General features: G+C 66.7%; 15 protein-coding genes. 11 read left to right on the top strand and 4 right to left on the bottom strand.

The features are described from left to right. Positions 1 to 157: 157 nt before the first annotated feature. The 3 genes from MEU52_RS00645 (at position 158) to serA (ending at position 3,841) form a co-directional block, all read left to right on the top strand. Complete coding sequence (locus MEU52_RS00645) at positions 158 to 724, top strand: MarR family winged helix-turn-helix transcriptional regulator (protein WP_238121890.1); 567 nt, start codon at positions 158 to 160, stop codon at positions 722 to 724. Positions 725 to 868: 144 nt separating this feature from the next. Next, the gene (locus MEU52_RS00640) at positions 869 to 2,044 is read left to right on the top strand and encodes a phosphoserine transaminase (RefSeq protein WP_238121891.1); all 1,176 of its coding nucleotides are present in this window, start codon (positions 869 to 871) and stop codon (positions 2,042 to 2,044) included. Positions 2,045 to 2,254: 210 nt separating this feature from the next. Continuing rightward, complete coding sequence (gene serA, locus MEU52_RS00635) at positions 2,255 to 3,841, top strand: phosphoglycerate dehydrogenase (RefSeq protein ID WP_238121892.1); 1,587 nt, start codon at positions 2,255 to 2,257, stop codon at positions 3,839 to 3,841. A gap of 42 nt (positions 3,842 to 3,883) precedes the next feature. On the opposite strand, the gene MEU52_RS00630 is transcribed toward serA, so the two are convergent. Both MEU52_RS00630 and ccrA read right to left on the bottom strand, forming a co-directional pair. After that, on the bottom strand, positions 3,884 to 4,843 hold the full coding sequence (locus tag MEU52_RS00630) for a DMT family transporter (protein ID WP_238121893.1): 960 nt from the start codon (positions 4,841 to 4,843) through the stop codon (positions 3,884 to 3,886). Between the two features lie 438 nt (positions 4,844 to 5,281). Beyond that, positions 5,282 to 6,556 carry a crotonyl-CoA carboxylase/reductase gene (ccrA, locus tag MEU52_RS00625; RefSeq protein WP_238121894.1) on the bottom strand — a complete coding sequence of 425 codons (1,275 nt, stop codon included), beginning with the start codon at positions 6,554 to 6,556 and terminating at the stop codon, positions 5,282 to 5,284. Between the two features lie 387 nt (positions 6,557 to 6,943). Here ccrA and MEU52_RS00620 point away from each other — a divergent pair, with 387 nt between their 5' ends. Both MEU52_RS00620 and MEU52_RS00615 read left to right on the top strand, forming a co-directional pair. After that, entirely contained in the window at positions 6,944 to 7,180 is a 237-nt protein-coding gene (locus tag MEU52_RS00620; RefSeq protein ID WP_238121895.1) for a GlsB/YeaQ/YmgE family stress response membrane protein, read from the top strand. Between the two features lie 114 nt (positions 7,181 to 7,294). Then, positions 7,295 to 9,268, top strand: coding sequence for a protein meaA (locus tag MEU52_RS00615; protein ID WP_238121896.1), 1,974 nt, complete (start codon positions 7,295 to 7,297; stop codon positions 9,266 to 9,268). Between the two features lie 170 nt (positions 9,269 to 9,438). Here the strand turns inward: MEU52_RS00615 and MEU52_RS00610 are convergent, their stop codons facing one another. Both MEU52_RS00610 and recG read right to left on the bottom strand, forming a co-directional pair. Then, entirely contained in the window at positions 9,439 to 9,900 is a 462-nt protein-coding gene (locus MEU52_RS00610; RefSeq protein ID WP_238121897.1) for a YbaN family protein, read from the bottom strand. A 17-nt stretch (positions 9,901 to 9,917) separates the two neighbouring features. Further along, entirely contained in the window at positions 9,918 to 12,011 is a 2,094-nt protein-coding gene (recG, locus tag MEU52_RS00605) for an ATP-dependent DNA helicase RecG (RefSeq protein WP_238121898.1), read from the bottom strand. A 121-nt stretch (positions 12,012 to 12,132) separates the two neighbouring features. Between recG and MEU52_RS00600 the strand changes: the two genes are divergently transcribed. From MEU52_RS00600 to MEU52_RS00575, 6 genes are all read left to right on the top strand, one after another. Next, on the top strand, positions 12,133 to 12,792 hold the full coding sequence (locus tag MEU52_RS00600; RefSeq protein WP_238121899.1) for a protein-L-isoaspartate(D-aspartate) O-methyltransferase: 660 nt from the start codon (positions 12,133 to 12,135) through the stop codon (positions 12,790 to 12,792). 105 nt (positions 12,793 to 12,897) lie between these two features. After that, the gene (locus MEU52_RS00595; protein ID WP_238121900.1) at positions 12,898 to 14,169 is read left to right on the top strand and encodes an alpha/beta hydrolase; all 1,272 of its coding nucleotides are present in this window, start codon (positions 12,898 to 12,900) and stop codon (positions 14,167 to 14,169) included. A gap of 254 nt (positions 14,170 to 14,423) precedes the next feature. After that, positions 14,424 to 14,771: a preprotein translocase subunit YajC gene (yajC, locus tag MEU52_RS00590; RefSeq protein ID WP_238121901.1), complete on the top strand. Its 348-nt coding sequence runs from the start codon at positions 14,424 to 14,426 to the stop codon at positions 14,769 to 14,771. 20 nt (positions 14,772 to 14,791) lie between these two features. Next, complete coding sequence (gene secD, locus MEU52_RS00585; RefSeq protein WP_238121902.1) at positions 14,792 to 16,399, top strand: protein translocase subunit SecD; 1,608 nt, start codon at positions 14,792 to 14,794, stop codon at positions 16,397 to 16,399. Between the two features lie 13 nt (positions 16,400 to 16,412). Further along, positions 16,413 to 17,510, top strand: coding sequence for a protein translocase subunit SecF (secF, locus tag MEU52_RS00580; RefSeq protein ID WP_238121903.1), 1,098 nt, complete (start codon positions 16,413 to 16,415; stop codon positions 17,508 to 17,510). 4 nt (positions 17,511 to 17,514) lie between these two features. Next, on the top strand, positions 17,515 to 17,895 hold the full coding sequence (locus tag MEU52_RS00575; RefSeq protein WP_238121904.1) for an Mth938-like domain-containing protein: 381 nt from the start codon (positions 17,515 to 17,517) through the stop codon (positions 17,893 to 17,895). Positions 17,896 to 17,908: the final 13 nt, after the last annotated feature.

Raw genomic sequence — 17,908 nt, 5'->3', positions numbered from 1 at the left:
CGGCCCGTTTCCCGTGCTCTCCGCCGGGATGGAGCCAGGCGGTGCGAAACGAGAGCGCGGCGGCCACCCGGTTTGGGCTATGCTGCCGCCCGGCAGTCGCGTGGGATGCGGCCGGCGGGCCCGCCACGCGCGGACGGAGCATAAGGAAGGCACAGCGTTGAAGGCGATCGAACCTGGCTCCGGGAGTGATGATGCCGCGGAGATCGCGGCGGCCGAGGCGGAGGCGCGGGTTCCCCTCTGGGGGCGGCCCGGCTTTCTGGTGCGGCGACTGCACCAGATCCACTCGGCGCTGTTCCTGGAAGAGTGCAAGGCGTTCAACATCACCCCGGTGCAATACGGGCTGATGAGCACCCTGCTGCAGCATTCCGGATCAGACCAGCGCTCCCTTGGGGTGGAGATCGGCATCGATCGCACCAACGTGGCCGATGTGCTGGAGCGCCTGGCGGAACGCGGGCTGGTGCGCCGCGAGCGCTCGGAGACCGATCGCCGATCCATGAACGCCTATCTCACCGATGAGGGGCGCGAGCTGGTGGAGCAGATGTACGCCAGCATGACGCGCGCACAGCAGCGTCTGCTGGAGCCGCTGGCGCCGGAATTCCGCCCCGCCTTCCTGGCCATGCTCACCCAGCTGGTGGAGGGCAACAACAAATACAGCCGCGCTGAGCTCAGGATCGACTTCAAAGGGCGCAAGGGCGCGCGGCGCAAGTCCGCCGAGGACGATTGACCGCCGCGCAGCCGCGGCGTGCCGCGGGCCGTCCTGAGGCCTGCCGCTGAGACAGCCCCTTGACGCGCTCCGGTGCGCGGGCGTATCGCCGTCCGCGGGACACCTCCCCCCAACGGGAGGCGCCCATCTGTAAGGATGGATCACATGACGGCGAACCCCGCTCCGGTCACGCGGCCGGAAAACCCCAACTTTTCCTCGGGCCCCTGCGCCAAGCGTCCCGGCTGGACGCTCGAAGCGCTTGCTGACGCGCCCCTCGGCCGGTCGCACCGCGCCAAGGTGGGCAAGGTCAAGCTCAAGGAAGCCATCGACCTCACCCGCGACGTGCTGGACGTGCCGGCGGACTACCGCATCGGCATCGTGCCGGCATCCGACACCGGCGCGGTGGAGATGGCGCTGTGGTCCATGCTGGGCGCCCGCCCGGTGGACATGCTGGCCTGGGAGAGCTTCGGCGAAGGCTGGGTCACCGATGTGGTGAAGCAGCTCAAGCTCGACAATGCGCGGGTGCTCAAAGCCGATTACGGCGCGCTGCCGGACCTGTCGCAGGTGGACTTCAGCCACGACGTGGTGTTCACGTGGAACGGCACCACCTCCGGCGTGATGGTGCCGGACGGGGAATGGATCCCCGCCGATCGCGAAGGGCTCACCTTCTGCGATGCCACGTCCGCTGCGTTCGCCCAGAAGCTCGACTTCGCCAAGCTCGATGTGGTCACCTATTCCTGGCAGAAGGTGCTGGGCGGTGAAGGCGGCCACGGCATGATCATCCTCTCGCCCCGCGCCGTGGCGCGGCTCGAGAGCTACACGCCGGCCTGGCCGCTGCCGAAGATTTTCCGCCTCACCAAGGGCGGCAAGCTCATCGAAGGCATCTTCGTGGGCGAGACCATCAACACGCCGTCCATGCTGTGCGTGGAAGACTATATCGACGCCCTGAAATGGGCCCGCAACATCGGTGGCCTTCCCGCCATCCAGGAGCGCTCCAACCGCAATTTCGAGGCCATTGCCCAATGGGTTGCGGTGACCCCGTGGGTGGATTTCCTGGCCATCGATCCGGTGACGCGCTCCAACACCTCGGTGTGCCTCAAGGTGGTGGATCCCGACGTGACGGCGCTGCCGGCGGAAGCCCAGGCGGCGTTCGCCAAGGCCATCTCCTCGGGTCTCGACAAGGGCGGCATCGCCTATGACATCGGCTCCTATCGCGACGCCCCTCCCGGGCTGCGCATCTGGTGCGGGGCCACGGTCGAGCGTTCCGATGTGGAAGCGCTGACCCATTGGCTGGACTGGGCCTTCAACGAGGCCAAGGCTGCGCTGCCCCAGGCGGCGTGAGCCCCGGCCCATTGCCGGGCAGGCGGCCCTGCGCCGCCTCTCCTGTCCCATGCTGGTCGTGTCCGGATCACCGGGCACCTGCGCCACGCCGCTCGGCCCCGTGCCTGAGGCGGGAACGGCCGCTCCTTGCGAGCGGCCGGGACCTGCCATGGCCTGCGGCGCCGGCGCGGGCGGACCGGCATATCCCCGCGCAATTTCCGGAGTCCGTCCATGGCACCCCGTGTTCTCATTTCCGATAAACTGTCGCCCGCCGCCATCGAGATCTTCAAGGCACGCGGCATCGACGTCGATTACCTGCCAGAGATCGGCAAGGACAAAGACAAGCTCGCCGAGATCATCGGGGAATACGATGGTCTTGCCATCCGCTCCGGCACCCGGGTCACCCCGAAAATCCTCGCGAGGGCGCAGCGCCTGAAGGTGATCGGCCGGGCCGGCATCGGCATCGACAATGTGGATCTGCCGGCGGCCACCGCCAAAGGCGTGATCGTGATGAATACGCCGTTCGGCAATTCCATCACCACCGCCGAGCACGCGCTGGCGCTGATGTTCGCCCTCGCCCGCCAGATCCCGGCGGCGGATGCCTCCACCCAGGCCGGAAAGTGGGAAAAGAACCGCTTCATGGGGGTGGAGCTGACCGGCAAGACGCTAGGCATTGTCGGCTGCGGCAACATCGGCTCCATCGTCGCCGATCGCGCGTTGGGGCTGAAGATGAAGCCCATCGCCTTCGATCCGTTCCTGTCGGTGGAACGAGCCCTCGACCTCGGGGTGGAGAAGGTGGAACTGGACGAGTTGCTCGCCCGCGCCGATTTCATCACCCTGCACACGCCTTTGACGGAGAAGACCCGCAACATCCTCTCCGCCGAGGCCCTCGCCAGGACCCGGCCGGGGGTGCGCATCATCAATTGCGCCCGTGGTGGGCTCATTGATGAGGCGGCGCTCGCTGCCGCCCTCGACAGCGGCCATGTGGCGGGGGCGGCGCTCGATGTGTTCGTGGAGGAGCCGGCGCTGGAAAGCCCGCTGTTCGGTCGCGACAATGTGGTGTGCACGCCGCACCTCGGCGCCGCCACCACCGAGGCGCAGGAGAATGTGGCGCTCCAGGTGGCCGAGCAGATGAGCGATTATCTCAACACCGGCGCCATCTCCAACGCGGTGAACTTTCCGGCCATCACCGCCGATGAGGCGCCCAAGCTCAAGCCCTTCATCGCCCTGGCGGAAAAGCTCGGCTCATTCGCCGGCCAGCTCACCGATACCGACATCAAGACCGTGCGCATCACCTATGAAGGTGCGGTCGCTGAGCAGAAGGTGAAGGCGCTCACCGCGGCCGCCGTCGCCGGCCTGCTGCGGCCGGTGCTGGCGGAGGTGAATGCGGTGTCGGCGCTGGCGGTGGCCAAGGAGCGGGGCATCGTCATCGAGGAGACCACCCGGGCGGCCAGCGGCGATTACGAAAGCCTGGTCACGTTGGCGGTGGCAAGCGAGCGCCACGAACGCGGCGTTTCCGGCACCGTCTTTTCTGACGGGCATCCGCGCATCGTCGACATCAAGGGCATCAAGATGGAAGCGGAATTCGCTCCCTCCATGCTCTATGTGACCAATTCCGACCGGCCCGGCTTCATCGGCAGTTTCGCCGGAGCGCTGGGGGCGGCGGGCCTGAACATCGCCACATTCGCCCTCGGCCGCGACCGCGAGGGCGGCGACGCCATCGCGCTGGTGGCGGTGGATGGGCCGGTGCCGACGGCATTGCTGCCGCAATTGCAGCAACTGCCCCATGTGGTGCAGGTGCGCGCGCTCACCTTCTGAAGCGCGCGCCTTCAGCGCGCACCCCATCCAGGACGGCCCGCCTCAGTGCGGGCCGTTTTCGTCTGCGGTGGGTGGGCTCTTGCGACCGCTGCGGGCGGAAAGGGTGGCGAGGGTGATGCCGCCGATCACCAGCGCGTAGCCGCCGAAATGGAACCACGCCACCTGCTCGCCCAGGAACAGAATGGCCAGCGCGGTGCCGAACACCGGCATCAGATGCAGGAAGGGGGCGGCGCGGTTGGCGCCCACCAGTTCGACGCCGCGGTTGAACGCGAGATAAGCGATAATGGACGGGCCGATCATCACATAGGCGAGCACCGACAGAGTCTCGCGGTTGAACACCAGCGTCTTGCCGAGGGAGAGCTCGATGAGGGTGGCGGGGATCAGCAGGACGGAGCCGATGCCCATGATGACGGTGAGGAACGACAGCGGGCCCAGCTGCGGCCGGTTGCGCAGCATGGTGGTGTAGAAGGCGTAGACGAACAGCGCGACGATGATCCAGATGTCGCCCATGTTGGGCGTGAAGTGCAGCAGCGTGTCCATATCGCCGCGGCTGATGATGAGAACCACGCCGCACAGGGAGATGAGGATGCCCGCCACCTGGCCCATGGAGAGGCGGTCGCGGTAGAGCACGAAGCTCCACACCCCCACCAGCAGCGGGGCGGTGGACTGCATGAGCAGGCCATTGACCGCCTGCGTGTATTGCAGGCCGTAATAGCTCATGGCGTTGTAGGTGGAGATGCCGGTGCCCGCCAGCAGGGTCAGCGCCGGCAGGCTGCGCCGGATCAGCGGCAGGTCGCGCCGGATCTGCGGCAGCGCGAAGGGGAAGATGATGAGGGTGGCGCCGATCCAGCGCACGGTGGAGAGCGTTATCGGAGGAATGTGCCCGGCCACATAACGCCCGAGCACGATGTTGCCGGCCCATAGCAGCGCGGCGAGCGCCAGCAGCAGATAGGGTGCATCAGTCACCCGGGCAAGGAACGATCGGGGCGGCCGGGCCAGCATGAGTCCTCCTGGGCATGGCCTTGGTCCGTGGCCTGGGCCGCGGATCAATGTCGCGAGATGTTCGCGCCTGTCCTGCACAGGCTGGGGCAGGGCCATGCGCGCGAGGGGTGCGCGGCGCGCGAGCGTCGAGCGACCAAAGCGGAAGGTGCGGCGCCGGTTGAGTGCCGGGACACGGACCCGCATGCCCTTCGCAAGGGCACGGTGCAGCCGATGGAATTGGCGCAAATGGGGTCCGTGCCGATCCGGCCCGGAGCAGGGCTGAATGCCCCATGCCCCTCTGCTTTAGCGGCTGCGGGTCTTGCTGTGAAATTGTTTCTTACACACAATTCATCAGCGGTGGTGATGACCGGGTGGCGGGCATGGACGCCGGCGGCCGGACAAAAAAGACTGCCGCGCTCCAGGCGCGGCAGTCTTGATTGAAGTGCGTTGGGGGAAGGCTCAGCTGCCGCAGGCTTCCAAGACGTCGTCGAAAGTGCGCAGGCCCACCCGCGGCGAGTTCACCAGCACGGCCATGTTGCCCGGCGCATGCTTGTTCTGCCACATCTTGGTGTGCGCCTCGGGAATGCGATCCCAGGGGAACACTTCCGACATGCAGGGATCGACCCGCCGGTCGCAGATGAACTCATTGGCGGCGGAGGCCTGCTTGAGATGGGCGAAGTGCGAGCCCTGGATGCGCTTCTGGCGCATCCACACATAGCGCGCGTCGAAGGTGATGTTGAAGCCGGTGGTGCCGGCGCAGAACACGATCATGCCGCCGCGCTTGCCCACCAGGGTGGAGACCGGGAAGGTGGTCTCCCCCGGGTGCTCGAACACGATGTCCACGTCGCGCTTGCCGGTGATGTCCCAGATGGCCTTGCCGAACTTGCGGGCTTCCTTCAGCCAGTCGTTATATTCCGGCGAGTTCACCTTGGGCAGCTGGCCCCAGCACTTGAACTCCTTGCGGTTGATCACGCCCTTGGCGCCGAGGCCGAGCACGTAGTCCCGCTTGGATTCATCGGAAATGACGCCGATGACATGGGCACCGGAGGCGGCGGCGAGCTGGACGCCGAACACGCCGAGGCCGCCCGAGGCGCCCCACACCAGCACATAGTCACCGGGCTTCACGGTGTGCGGCGGGTGGCCGAACAGCATGCGATAGGCGGTGGCGAGGGTGAGGGTGTAGCAGGCGCTCTCTTCCCAGGTGAGGTGCTTGGGGCGGCGCATGAGCTGGCGCGCCTGCACCCGGCAGAACTGGGCGAAGGAGCCGTCCGGCGTCTCATAGCCCCAGATGCGCTGCGAGGGGGAGAACATCGGGTCGCCGCCGTTGCACTCCTCGTCGTCGCCATCGTCCTGGTTACAGTGCACGACCACTTCGTCGCCCACCTTCCAGCGCTTCACCTTGGAGCCCACCGCCCAGACGATGCCCGAGGCATCGGAACCGGCGATGTGGTAGGGCTCCTTGTGCACGTCGAACACGGAGATGGGTTCGCCAAGGCCCGCCCAGATGCCGTTGTAGTTGACGCCGGCGGCCATCACGAACACCAGCACGTCGTTCTCGCCGAGCTGCCAGGTGGGCACCACCTCCAGCTGGAAGGACTGTTCTGGCGGCCCATGGCGATCCCGCCGGATGGCCCAGGCGTACATCTTCGCCGGCACATGGCCGAGCGGGGGGATCTCACCCAGCTCGTACAGATCCTTCACCGCAGCACCGTCCGCAGCTGCCGTCTGGCCCATAGCGTCCCGTCCTCTCTTGTGTTCCGCTGACTCTGTTGGTCTCCGCCCATTGGGCATTGCCCAGGTCGTTCTCGCAATGCAACGTAGCAGAGAAGAATTCCAAGTCGATAGCCCGCCTTTGGGTGCGGCCCGCTGTTTTCGGCGTCCGTCGCGAAAACGTCGCGGGAACCGCGAGGGGCGGGAAGAGAACAAGATGACGGCGCGCGCGTTTCATCCCTTGTGGTGCAAGGGTTTCGTTCGGTGATCGACATCCCATCGGTGCCCTCTGCCGGCGCTTTTCAGCGCGAGGACCAGGGTGAAGAGGGCGTGGCGATGTGGCTTCATTGGCGAAGTTTGTTTGTGTAAAATGCATCAATGCCTTGATGCAAATGGCAGCAGGAGAATGGAATGGCCATCTTGTGGATGATCCTCATCGGCGCTATCGCCGGCTTCCTGGCGGGGCAGTTGTTCCGTGGCTACGGCTTCGGCTTCGTCGGCAATGTGGCGGTCGGCATCCTGGGCGCCGTGATCGGCGGCTTCCTGTTCGGCAACGTGTTCGTGGTGGGTGGGCTCGTCGGCCAGATCATCAGCGCCACCATTGGCGCGGTGATTCTGCTGTTCGTTATCTCGCTGGTGAAGCGGTGAGGGCGCGGCGAAAATACAGGCCAGGGTAGAAACGGGGAAAATTTCCCATCGACGCGCCGCACATTGCGACGCACAATCGCGCTTCCAGAGCGAAGCCAACAACGGGGATTTGGGATGGTGGTCCGCGACAAGCCTTGGCTCTTCCGCACCTATGCGGGGCATTCGACGGCGTCGGAGTCCAACAAGCTCTACCGCTCGAACCTGGCCAAGGGGCAGACGGGTCTGTCCGTTGCCTTCGACCTGCCCACCCAGACCGGCTACGACAGCGACCATCCACTCGCCCGTGGTGAGGTGGGTAAGGTGGGCGTGCCCATCTCCCACCTCGGCGACATGCGCACCTTGTTCGAGGGCATTCCGCTCGCGAACATGAACACGTCCATGACCATCAATGCCTGTGCGGCGTGGCTGCTCTCCCTCTATATCGCCACCGCCGACGAGCAGGGGGCGGACCGCACCAAGCTGCAAGGCACCACCCAGAACGACATCATCAAGGAATATCTCTCGCGCGGCACCTATGTGTTCCCGCCGGCGCCCTCCATGCGTCTCACCAAGGACACCATCATCTTCACCACCGGCAACCTGCCCAAGTGGAACCCGATGAACGTGTGTTCCTATCACCTGCAGGAGGCGGGAGCGACGCCGGTGCAGGAGCTGGCGTTCGCGCTGGCCAATGCCATCGCCATCCTCGACACCGTGAAAAAGTCCGGTGAGGCGGAAGGCCCCGTTTTCGGCGAGGTGGTGGGCCGCATCTCCTTCTTCGTGAATGCGGGCATGCGCTTCATCACCGAGATGTGCAAGATGCGCGCATTCGTGGATCTGTGGGACGAGATCTGCGTCAATCGCTACGGCATCACCGACGCCAAGCAGAAGCTGTTCCGCTACGGCGTGCAGGTGAACTCCCTCGGCCTCACCGAGCAGCAGCCGGAAAACAACGTCTACCGCATCCTCTTGGAAATGCTGGCGGTGACCTTGTCCAAGAAGGCCCGTGCCCGCGCCGTGCAACTGCCGGCCTGGAACGAGGCGCTGGGCCTGCCGCGCTCGTTCGACCAGCAATGGTCGCTGCGCATGCAGCAGGTGGTGGCCTATGAGACCGACCTCCTGGAATATGGCGACATCTTCGACGGCTCCACGGAGATCGCCCGCAAGGTGGAAGCGCTGAAAGAGGAGGCGCGCGCCGAGCTCGCCCGCATCGAGGCCATGGGCGGTGCCGTCGCGGCCATCGAGAATTCCTACATGAAGCAGGCGCTGGTGGAATCCAACACCCGCCGGCTCGAAGCCATCGAGAGCGGCGACCAGGTGGTGGTCGGCGTCAACCGCTGGACCGAGAGCGAGCCCTCGCCCCTCACCACCGGCGAAGGCGCCATCCTCACCGTGCCGGAAGGCGTGGAGGCCGAGCAGGTCGCCCGCCTGCAGGCCTGGCGCGCGGCGCGCGATGCCAAGGCGGTGGCCGCCGCCCTTGCCGACCTCAAGAGCGCGGCCCAGGAAGGCCGCAACATCATGGATCCGTCTATCGCCTGCGCCAAGGCGGGGGTGACCACCGGTGAGTGGGGCACCTGCCTGCGCGAGGTGTTCGGCGAATATCGCGCACCCACCGGCGTCGGCCGCGCCGCCCGCGCCGATACCCAGGGCCTGGAGGAGGTGCGCGCCGCGGTGGACGCCGTTTCCGAGAAGCTCGGCCGCCGGCTGAAATTCCTGGTGGGCAAGCCGGGGCTCGATGGCCATTCCAACGGCGCCGAACAGATCGCCGTGCGCGCCCGCGATTGCGGCATGGAGGTGGTCTATGAGGGCATCCGCCTGACCCCCGCCGAAATCGTGAACGCCGCGCTCGAAGAAGGCGTGCACGTGGTGGGCCTCTCCATCCTCTCCGGTTCCCACGTGCCGCTGGTGCGGGACGTGATGGAGCGCATGCGGGCGGAAGGGCTGTCCGACGTGCCGGTGGTGGTGGGCGGCATCATCCCGCCGGAAGACGAGGCGCAGCTCAAGGGCTTCGGCGTGGCGGCGGTCTATACGCCGAAGAATTTCGAGCTCAACCGCATCATGGCCGACGTCGTCTCCATCGTGGATCGGGAGAGCCAGAAGGCGGCCTGACCTTTCGCGCCGGGGCGTCCGCGCCCCGGCGCCGCGTCTGACGCCAGTGGTCGGGTGAGGCTCCAGATGGTGATGCGCTCAGTTTTCCCCGCACATGAAGTGCGGGAAAATTATGGTTAAAAATCAGTAAATTATCGCTTATTTCTCAAGCATCGAGTCGGTCTTGCATCTCACCCGTTGGGGCGGGTGATGATGAAGGCGGCGAGGGCGGCGAACAGCAGGCCGAGGAAGATCAGCACCCCCTGCGGCGCGCCGAAATACCAGGAGCCGCCGAAGGTGCCCACGAAGCTGGACAGAGCGAACAGCTTGGCCACCGGCGGAATGGCGCCGGTCTCGCGCCAGCGGGCGACGCTGGGGCCCAGATAACGGTGGTTCAATAGCCAGGCTTCGAACCGGGGCGAGGAGCGGGTGAAGCACCAGGCGGCCAGGATCAGGAACACCGTGCCCGGCAGCATGGGCACCACCATGCCGATGGCGCCGATCACCAGGAACACCACGCCAGCGGCGAACAGTGCCTGGCGATAGAAGGCGGCGCGCAGCGCGCGCGGATCCATGCGCCGGCGGCTGGAGGGCGCTTCGGGGCGACCCTCGGCGGCGGATGGGGAGGGGCGTTCGCCCGGCGCGGCGCTCATGGCGGGACCATGCCGCCTCAGCCCGCGGAGAGCAAGCGCACCGCAGCATCCTTCTCGTAAAGGTGCAAAAGGGTATGGAGCGCCTCCGCCGCGGGACCCGAGAGATCGGGATCGGTGCGGATGATGGCGGCGGCCGCGGTGCGCGCCGCCTCGGCCTCGGCGCCATGGAACTCCATGCGGGCGACGCGAAAGCCGGGCATGCCGCTCTGCCGTGTGCCGAGCACATCGCCTTCGCCGCGCAGACGCAGATCCTCCTCCGCCAGCCGGAAGCCGTCCTGGCTCTCGCGCAGGATGGCGAGGCGCGACTTGGCGGTTTCGCTCAACGGGCCGCGATAGAGCAGGAGGCAGGTGGAAGCCTTCTCGCCGCGGCCCACCCGGCCGCGCAACTGGTGTAGCTGGGCGAGGCCGAACCGCTCCGCATGCTCAATCACCATCAAGGTGGCGTTGGGCACGTTCACTCCCACCTCGATCACCGTGGTGGAGACGAGCAGGCGTGTCTCGCCGGCGGCAAAGCGGGCCATGGCCGCATCCTTGGCGCTGCCGGACATGCGCCCGTGCACCACATCCACCTTGGTTCCGAAATGGGCCTTGAGGCTGTCGAAGCGCTCAGTGACCGAGGTGAGGTCGGAGGTCTCGCTTTCCTCCACCAGGGGGCAGATCCAATAAGCTTGGGCGCCCTTGGCCAGGGCCCGGCCCACCGCGGCCACCACGTCGTCGAGCCGCTCCATGGGCAGGGCGCGGGTGTCCACCTCCTGCCGGCCGGGAGGCTTCTCCCGCAGCTCGGACGAATCCATGTCGCCGAACAAGGTCAGCACCAGGGTGCGGGGAATGGGGGTGGCGGTCATCACCAGCATGTCCACCCCCGGTCCCTTGCGGGCGAGGGCCAGGCGCTGCTCCACCCCGAATCGGTGCTGCTCGTCCACCACCGCCAAAGCAAGATCGTGGAAGGCCACATCGTCCTGGATCAGCGCATGGGTGCCCACCACCAGGTCGATCCTGCCGGCGGCGATGTCGGCCAGAAGGGCGGCGCGGGTCTTGCCCTTCTCCCGGCCGGTGAGCACCGCCACCGTGATGCCCGCCGCTTCCGCCAGCGGCGCGATGGTCTCCACATGCTGGCGGGCGAGGATCTCCGTGGGTGCCATGAGCGCCGCCTGCCGGCCCGCCTCCATGGCGGTGGCGGCGGCGAGCAGGGCCACAACCGTCTTGCCCGAACCGACATCGCCCTGCAGCAGGCGCAGCATGCGGGTCTCGGCGGCAAGGTCGGCGCGGATGGCGGCGAGGGCCTGCTGCTGGGCGCCGGTCAAGGCGAAGGGCAAAGCGGCGAGGATGCGCTGGGCGATCCGTCCGTCGCCGATGGTGGCGCGCCCGCCCGCCTTCTCCTCCCGCGCCCGCACCAGAGCAAGGGTGAGCTGATGGGCGAACAGCTCGTCGAAGGCGAGCCGGCGCCAGGGCGCACCGGTGGGCACCGCCTCGGCTGGGGTCGCCGGCCGGTGCAGGCGGGTGAGGGCATCGCGGAAGGCGGGCCAATCCGGGGCGGCAGCGACCGTGTCGGGGATCCACTCGGGCAGCTCAGGCACCCGCTCCAGGGCGCCGGCCATCGCGCGGCGCAGCGTGCCCGCCGGCAGGCCTTCGACCAGGGGGTAGACCTGCTCCACCGGCGGCAGGCGGGCGAGGCCGGCGGCATCCAGCACCCGATCCGGATGGGTCATCTGCCGCATGCCGTCATAAAGGCTGATCTTGCCGCACAGCCAGCGGGTCGAACCCTCTGGCAGCATGTGCTCCAGCCGGGCGCGCTCCATCTTGAAATGCACGACCACCAGATCGCCCGTGGCATCGGACACATAGGTGCGATGCGGTGCTCGGCTACCAGATGGCGGACTCTGGTGCCCATCCACATGCACTTCGAGGGTGACTTCGGTGTCGGGAATGGCCTCGGCAATGGTCGGACGGGCGCGTCGGTCCACGAATTGCGTCGGCATGTGCAGCAGAAGATCGATCACCCGCGGGTTTTCGCGCGCGAACAGGCGCGCAAACGGCCGCAGGAGCTTGGGGCCGATGCCGGAGAGCGTGTCGAGCGACGCGAAAAGCGGGTGGAGCGAAACCGGGCGCATGGCGGGGGAGGGTAGGGGGATCTCTTAAAGTGGCGCAAGAACTTAAAGTTAAGAGTGAACTTGAGGTATGGCTTAATTTTCTGTTATTTCAATGCCTCCGGCCAGAATGCGGATGCGCTGCATGAGTGTTGATGACGGCGAGGGCGAGAAGGCCGAGCGGATGGCCTTCATCTTGGGGCTGCGTCAGCGCGGGATCCGGGATGTGTCCGTGCTGCGGGCCATGGAGCTGGTGCCGCGGCCGCTGTTCGTCGATCCGCAATTGCGCCGCCACGCCTATGACGACGTGGCCCTGCCCATCGGCTGCGGTCAGACCATGTCGCAGCCCAGCCTGGTGGCGGCCATGACGGAGGCGCTGAATGTCACCGCCGAGCATGCGGTGCTGGAGGTAGGCACCGGTTCCGGCTACCAGGCCGCGGTGCTCGCCCATCTGGCTGGACGCGTGGTGACGGTGGATCGATACCGTACGCTGGTGGGCGAGGCGCAGGCGCGCTTCCAGGTGCTGGGACTGCGCAATCTCGCCGCTTATGTGGGTGACGGCCGGTTGGGCCTGTCGACCCGCGCGCCTTACGATCGCATCATGGTCACGGCCTCAGCGCTGGACGTGCCGCCGGCGCTGATGGAGCAGCTGCGGTTTGGCGGGGTGCTGATCATGCCGCTGGGGCCGGCCGATGAGGTGCAGACCCTGGTGCGGGTTGTGAAGGAGCAGTCGGGCACGCCGCGGCGCGAGCTGATGCCGGTGCGCTTTCCACCTTTGGTGGCGGGCACGGCGGCAACACTTTAATAAGAATCGTCAATCCGGCCAGGAAATGCCGCTTCCGGCGCATTGTCGCGCCGGCGTGGGTGCCATATCCACAATCAGGTTCTGCGGTGGCGGAAGGTGGGGACAGTGCGGTTGCTTTCGGCGCTTCGGCTGCGTGGTGTGTTCGCGTCCATGATGGTGCTGGCCCTGGTGGCCGGATGCGCCGGGCGCCCGGATGGGGCGCTGATTCCGGTTCCCGATGCGGTGCCGGGCACCTCGCGCGTGAACATGGCGGTGGCGACGGTGCGCCAGCGCACCGATGGACCCGACGTGTTCACCGGTGAGCGGGGGGCCAAGCCCAGCTTCATGGAGATCGACGTCTCCATTCCGCCCGATAGCACCCGTGCGGCAGGCGATGTGCAATGGCCGAAGTCCATTCCCGGCAATCCCGCCACCGATTTCGTGACCACTCGGCTTGAGGACCTGACCCAGGAGCAGGCGGTCAAGTGGTTCAACGCCCGCATCAAGCGCACGCCGGGCCGGCAGGCGCTGGTGTTTGTGCATGGCTACAATCAGCGGTTCGACGATGCGGTGTTCCGCTTCGCCCAGATCATCCACGATTCCGGGGCGGACGTGACGCCGGTGCTGTTCACGTGGCCCTCCCGCGGCAGCCTGCTCGCCTATGGTTATGACCGGGAGAGTACCTCTTATTCCCGTGATGCCCTGGAGCGCCTGCTGACCTTCATGGCCAAGGATCCGAATGTGGGGGAGATTTCCATTCTCGCCCACTCCATGGGCAATGTCGTCACCCTCGAAGCGCTGCGGCAGATGGCCATTCGCAACGGCCGTATCCTGCCCAAGATCAAGAATGTGATGCTGGCGGCCCCCGACGTGGATAGCGATGTGTTCCGCGTCATCTTCACCGAGCTCGGCACCCCCCGGCCCAATTTCACGGTGTTCGTCTCGCAGGACGACAAGGCCCTGGCGGTCTCAAAGCGGGTGTGGGGCGGCGTGCCGCGCATCGGCCAGGTGGACCCGACCCAGGAGCCCTACCGGACCGAGTTCGAGAAGAACAACATCACCGTTATCGACCTGACCAAGCTGCGCACCGACGATCCGCTGAACCATGGCAAGTTCGCCGCCAGTCCCGAAGTGGTGCAGTCCATCGGCGCGCGCCTTGCCCAGGGCCAGACCATGACGGATTCCCGCGTGGGCATTGGCGAGCATCTGGTGCAGATGACCACGGACGCGGCCTCCACCGTGGGCACCGCGGCCGGCCTGGTCATCGCCGCGCCCGTCGCGGTGGTGGATCCCAACACCCGCGAGCATTATTCGGCGCATGTGCGGGAACTGGGCAACAACATCTCCGACACCGCCGATTCCACCCGCGACGTGGTGACGCCGCAGGCCGGCCATTAAGGCCGCTTCGGGCGGGATGTTTGGGATTTGACGTAACGTAAGGTATCGGGCGGGGGTGTTTCGGGTCCGGCCGAGGTGCTCACCGCCGCCAGCGCGGGCCGATCGCGGGCATTGCCGTCAGGTCGCGTTTGCATTCGACAGGCCGGTGGGTATAGTCCGGCCGCTTCGCCTTTCCGGCATCGCTGCGGAAACGGCCGTTCCGGGCCGCTGCTGCAATCTCGACAGCTCACTTCAACAGACGAACGAGGACGCAAATGTTCATCACGCCTGCTTTCGCCCAGGGCGCTCCGGCTGCCGGCGGCGGGGCCGACATGCTCATTCAGCTTGCCCCGTTCCTGCTGATCTTCGTGGTGATGTACTTCCTCATCCTGCGGCCGCAGCAGAAGCGGGCGAAGGCCCACCAGGAGATGGTGACCGCCCTGCGTCGCGGCGACGTGGTGGTGACCGCCGGCGGCCTCGTGGGCAAGGTGGCCCGCGTGGTGGACGAGAACGAGATCGAGCTGCAGGTGGCTGACAACGTGCGCGTGCGCCAGATGCGCTCGCAGATCGCCACCGTCCGCTCCAAGGGCGAGCCTGCCAAGGACGAGGCTGCGGCGTCCTGATTCTATAGATTGCGCGCGACATGCTGCATTTCTCCCGACTTAAGACAGTGGCGATCCTGTTCACGGTCGCCCTTGGCATTCTGTTCGCGCTGCCCAATGTGCTGCCGCAGAGCGTGCTGCAGCACCTGCCTTCGTGGCTGGCATCGAGCCGTGTGACCCTCGGCCTCGATCTGCAGGGCGGTTCCCACATCCTGCTCGAGGTGGATGGGGCCGCGCTCCGTAAGGAGCGCGCCGAGCAGCTGCGCGATGAAGTGCGGCGTGTGCTGCGCGATCAGAAGATCGGCTACAGCAACCTCGCCATCCGCGACACGGCGGTGACGCTGCGTCTGCGCGATGCAGCCGATACGGACAAGGCCCTGGCGGAGCTGCGCAAGCTCGCCGCGCCGGTCACCAATACCCTGTTCGGGGGTGGCACCGGCGAGATGGATCTCACCGTGTCGTCGGGCAGCGAAGGGGCCATCACCCTGCAGCTGACCGAGGCCGGGCTCAACGCACGCATGCGTGCCGCGGTGGATCAGTCCATCGAGATCATCCGCCGCCGTATCGACCAGTTGGGCACGGTGGAGCCCAACATTCAGCGCCAGGGCGTGGACCGTATCCTGGTCCAGGTCCCCGGCCTGCAGGATCCCCAGCGTCTCAAGGCGCTGCTGGGCCAGACCGCCAAGCTCAGCTTCCGCATGGTGGACCAGTCCATGTCGCCGCAGCAGGCGATGGAAGGGCGCCCGCCGCCCGATTCGGAAGTGCTGCAGGGGCAGGACGGCCAGCCCTATCTGGTGGAGAAGCAGGTTCGCGTCTCTGGCGAGGATCTGGTGGATGCCCAGCCGGGCTTCGATCAGAACTCGCGTGAGCCCATCGTCAGCTTCCGCTTCAATTCCAATGGCGCCCGACGGTTCGCCGCCACCACCCAGGATGCGGTGGGCCGGCCGTTCGCCATCGTGCTCGACAATCAGGTGATCTCGGCGCCGGTAATCCGCGAGCCCATCCTCGGCGGCTCGGGGCAGATCTCCGGTGCGTTCACCGTGCAGCAGGCCAACGACCTGGCCATCCTTCTGCGGGCCGGCGCGCTGCCGGCCCCCCTGAAGGTGGTGGAAGAGCGCACCGTGGGCCCGAGCCTTGGCGCCGATTCCATCGAGGCAGGGAAGGTGGCGGGTTATGTGGCCACCGGCCTGGTGGCGGTGTTCATGATCGCCGTCTACGGCCTGTTCGGGCTGTTCGCCCTCATCGCCCTGGCGGTGCATGTCACCTTCATGTTCGCGCTGCAGTCGGTTCTGGGCGCGACGCTGACCCTGCCGGGCATCGCCGGCGTGGTGCTCACCATCGGCATGGCGGTCGACTCCAACGTGGTGATCTTCGAGCGCATCCGCGACGAGGCCCGCGAGGGTCGGGCGGCCATTTCGGCCATCGACAAGGGTTTCGTGAATGCGCTCGGCACCATCGTGGATGCCAACGTCACGTCGCTTGCGACGGCGCTCATCCTCTTCCTCATGGGAGGCTCGGGACCGGTGCGCGGCTTTGCCGTCACCTACATCCTCGGCCTTCTGACCACCATGTTCACGGCCTACACCCTCACCCGCCTGATGATTGCCTGGTGGGTGAAGTGGCAGCGTCCGGCCAAGCTGCCCATCTGAAGGTGCGCCGCTCATGCCTTTGATCGACTACATTCCGGCGCACACCCATATCGGGTTCATGAAGCTGCGCCGTTACAGCTTCCCGTTCTCGGCGATCATGTCGCTGGTGGCGGTGCTGCTGTTCGCCACCGTCGGCTTCAACCTCGGTATCGATTTCCGAGGCGGTACGCTGATCGAGGCGCAGTCCAGCCAGCAGGCGGCGGATCTCGCCTCTCTGCGTGAGCATCTCACCGATCTCGATGTCGGCGACGTGCAGATCCAGGAGTTCGGTTCACCGCGCGATGTGCTGATCCGCCTCGGCGAGGTCGGCACCTCCGACGAGGCCCAGCAGGCCATCGTCGCCAAGGTGCGCGGCGCGCTGGGTTCGGACTACTCCATCCGCCGGGTGGAATCGGTGGGGCCGAGCGTGTCCGGCGAACTGGTGCGCCAGTCCATTCTGGCCATGGTGCTGGGCGCCGTCGCGGTGCTGGCCTATCTGTGGTTCCGTTTCGAGTGGCAGTTCGCCGTGGGCGCCATCGTGACGACGATGCACGACATCTTCGTCACCTTGATGATCTACTCCCTGTTCGGCATCGACTTCGACCTCACGTCCATCGCCGCCATCCTCACCATCATGGGCTATTCGCTCAATGATACGGTGGTGGTGTATGACCGCATCCGGGAGATGCTGCGGCGCTACAAGAAGATGCCGCTTCCGGAGCTGCTGGATGTGGCGGTGAACGCCACCTTCTCACGAACCATCATCGTTTCCACCACCACCTTCTTCGCCACCCTCGCCCTCTATTTCTTCGGCGGCGAGGTGCTGCGCGGCTTCTCGCTGGCTATGACGGTGGGCGTGGTCATCGGTACCTATTCGACCATCTTCGTGGCGGCGCCCATCCTCATCCACCTGGGCCTGCGCGCGCGCGTGGCGGAGCCCAAGGCGGAGCCGGTGGCGGAAGGGCCGGAGGATGTGCTGAACGTGGCCGAGGCCGCCGAGTTCATCGAGGCGGAAGAAGTGGTTGAGGGGCGCTCTGCCCCGGCTCCCGTGAGTGCCCCGGCCGGCGCCTCCTCCAAGAGCGGCCGCAAGTCCGCGCCCAAGGGCGGACGAGGCGGCAAGCGGAAGGGCTGACCTCATGGTGTCGCGGCCGGACGTTCCGTTCCTGCCACGGCAGGTGCCCTTCGATGGCTATGCGGCGAAGTTCTTTCACTTCGCCGGCATGTCCCATGGCGGCTCGCTTCTGGCGCTGCCGTCCGGCATTCGCCCCTGGGCGCCACTGCGCATGGCGGATCTCGATGCGGCGGCCTTTGCCCCCATCATCGCGGAGGCGGGCCGCTTTGAGCTGCTGCTGATCGGCACCGGGCAGGATCCGGCCCATCTCAAGGCGCCGCTGCAGCAGCTTCTGCGTGATGCGGGCCTGCGGTTCGAGCTGATGCCGACCGGCTCGGCCGCCTCCACCTACAATGTGCTGCTGGGCGAAGGCCGGCCGGTGGGCGCGGCGCTGATCAGCTTCTGAGACCGCGCCCCGG

This window comes from Xanthobacter sp. NM-25 (assembly GCF_022138605.1).
GTDB lineage: Bacteria > Pseudomonadota > Alphaproteobacteria > Rhizobiales > Xanthobacteraceae > Xanthobacter.
This window is presented reverse-complemented; position numbering and strand designations above follow the sequence as displayed.

Excerpts from the sequence above, each read along its gene's own strand:
- MEU52_RS00575 (WP_238121904.1), top strand. The coding sequence starts at position 17,515 with ATGGTGTCGCGGCCGGACGTTCCGTTCCTGCCACGGCAGGTGCCCTTC.
- MEU52_RS00630 (WP_238121893.1), bottom strand. The coding sequence starts at position 4,843 with ATGCTGGCCCGGCCGCCCCGATCGTTCCTTGCCCGGGTGACTGATGCA.
- MEU52_RS00615 (WP_238121896.1), top strand. The coding sequence starts at position 7,295 with ATGGTGGTCCGCGACAAGCCTTGGCTCTTCCGCACCTATGCGGGGCAT.
- serA (WP_238121892.1), top strand. The coding sequence starts at position 2,255 with ATGGCACCCCGTGTTCTCATTTCCGATAAACTGTCGCCCGCCGCCATC.
- yajC (WP_238121901.1), top strand. The coding sequence starts at position 14,424 with ATGTTCATCACGCCTGCTTTCGCCCAGGGCGCTCCGGCTGCCGGCGGC.
- recG (WP_238121898.1), bottom strand. The coding sequence starts at position 12,011 with ATGCGCCCGGTTTCGCTCCACCCGCTTTTCGCGTCGCTCGACACGCTC.
- ccrA (WP_238121894.1), bottom strand. The coding sequence starts at position 6,556 with ATGGGCCAGACGGCAGCTGCGGACGGTGCTGCGGTGAAGGATCTGTAC.
- secF (WP_238121903.1), top strand. The coding sequence starts at position 16,413 with ATGCCTTTGATCGACTACATTCCGGCGCACACCCATATCGGGTTCATG.
- MEU52_RS00600 (WP_238121899.1), top strand. The coding sequence starts at position 12,133 with ATGAGTGTTGATGACGGCGAGGGCGAGAAGGCCGAGCGGATGGCCTTC.
- MEU52_RS00620 (WP_238121895.1), top strand. The coding sequence starts at position 6,944 with ATGGCCATCTTGTGGATGATCCTCATCGGCGCTATCGCCGGCTTCCTG.
- MEU52_RS00640 (WP_238121891.1), top strand. The coding sequence starts at position 869 with ATGACGGCGAACCCCGCTCCGGTCACGCGGCCGGAAAACCCCAACTTT.
- secD (WP_238121902.1), top strand. The coding sequence starts at position 14,792 with ATGCTGCATTTCTCCCGACTTAAGACAGTGGCGATCCTGTTCACGGTC.
- MEU52_RS00610 (WP_238121897.1), bottom strand. The coding sequence starts at position 9,900 with ATGAGCGCCGCGCCGGGCGAACGCCCCTCCCCATCCGCCGCCGAGGGT.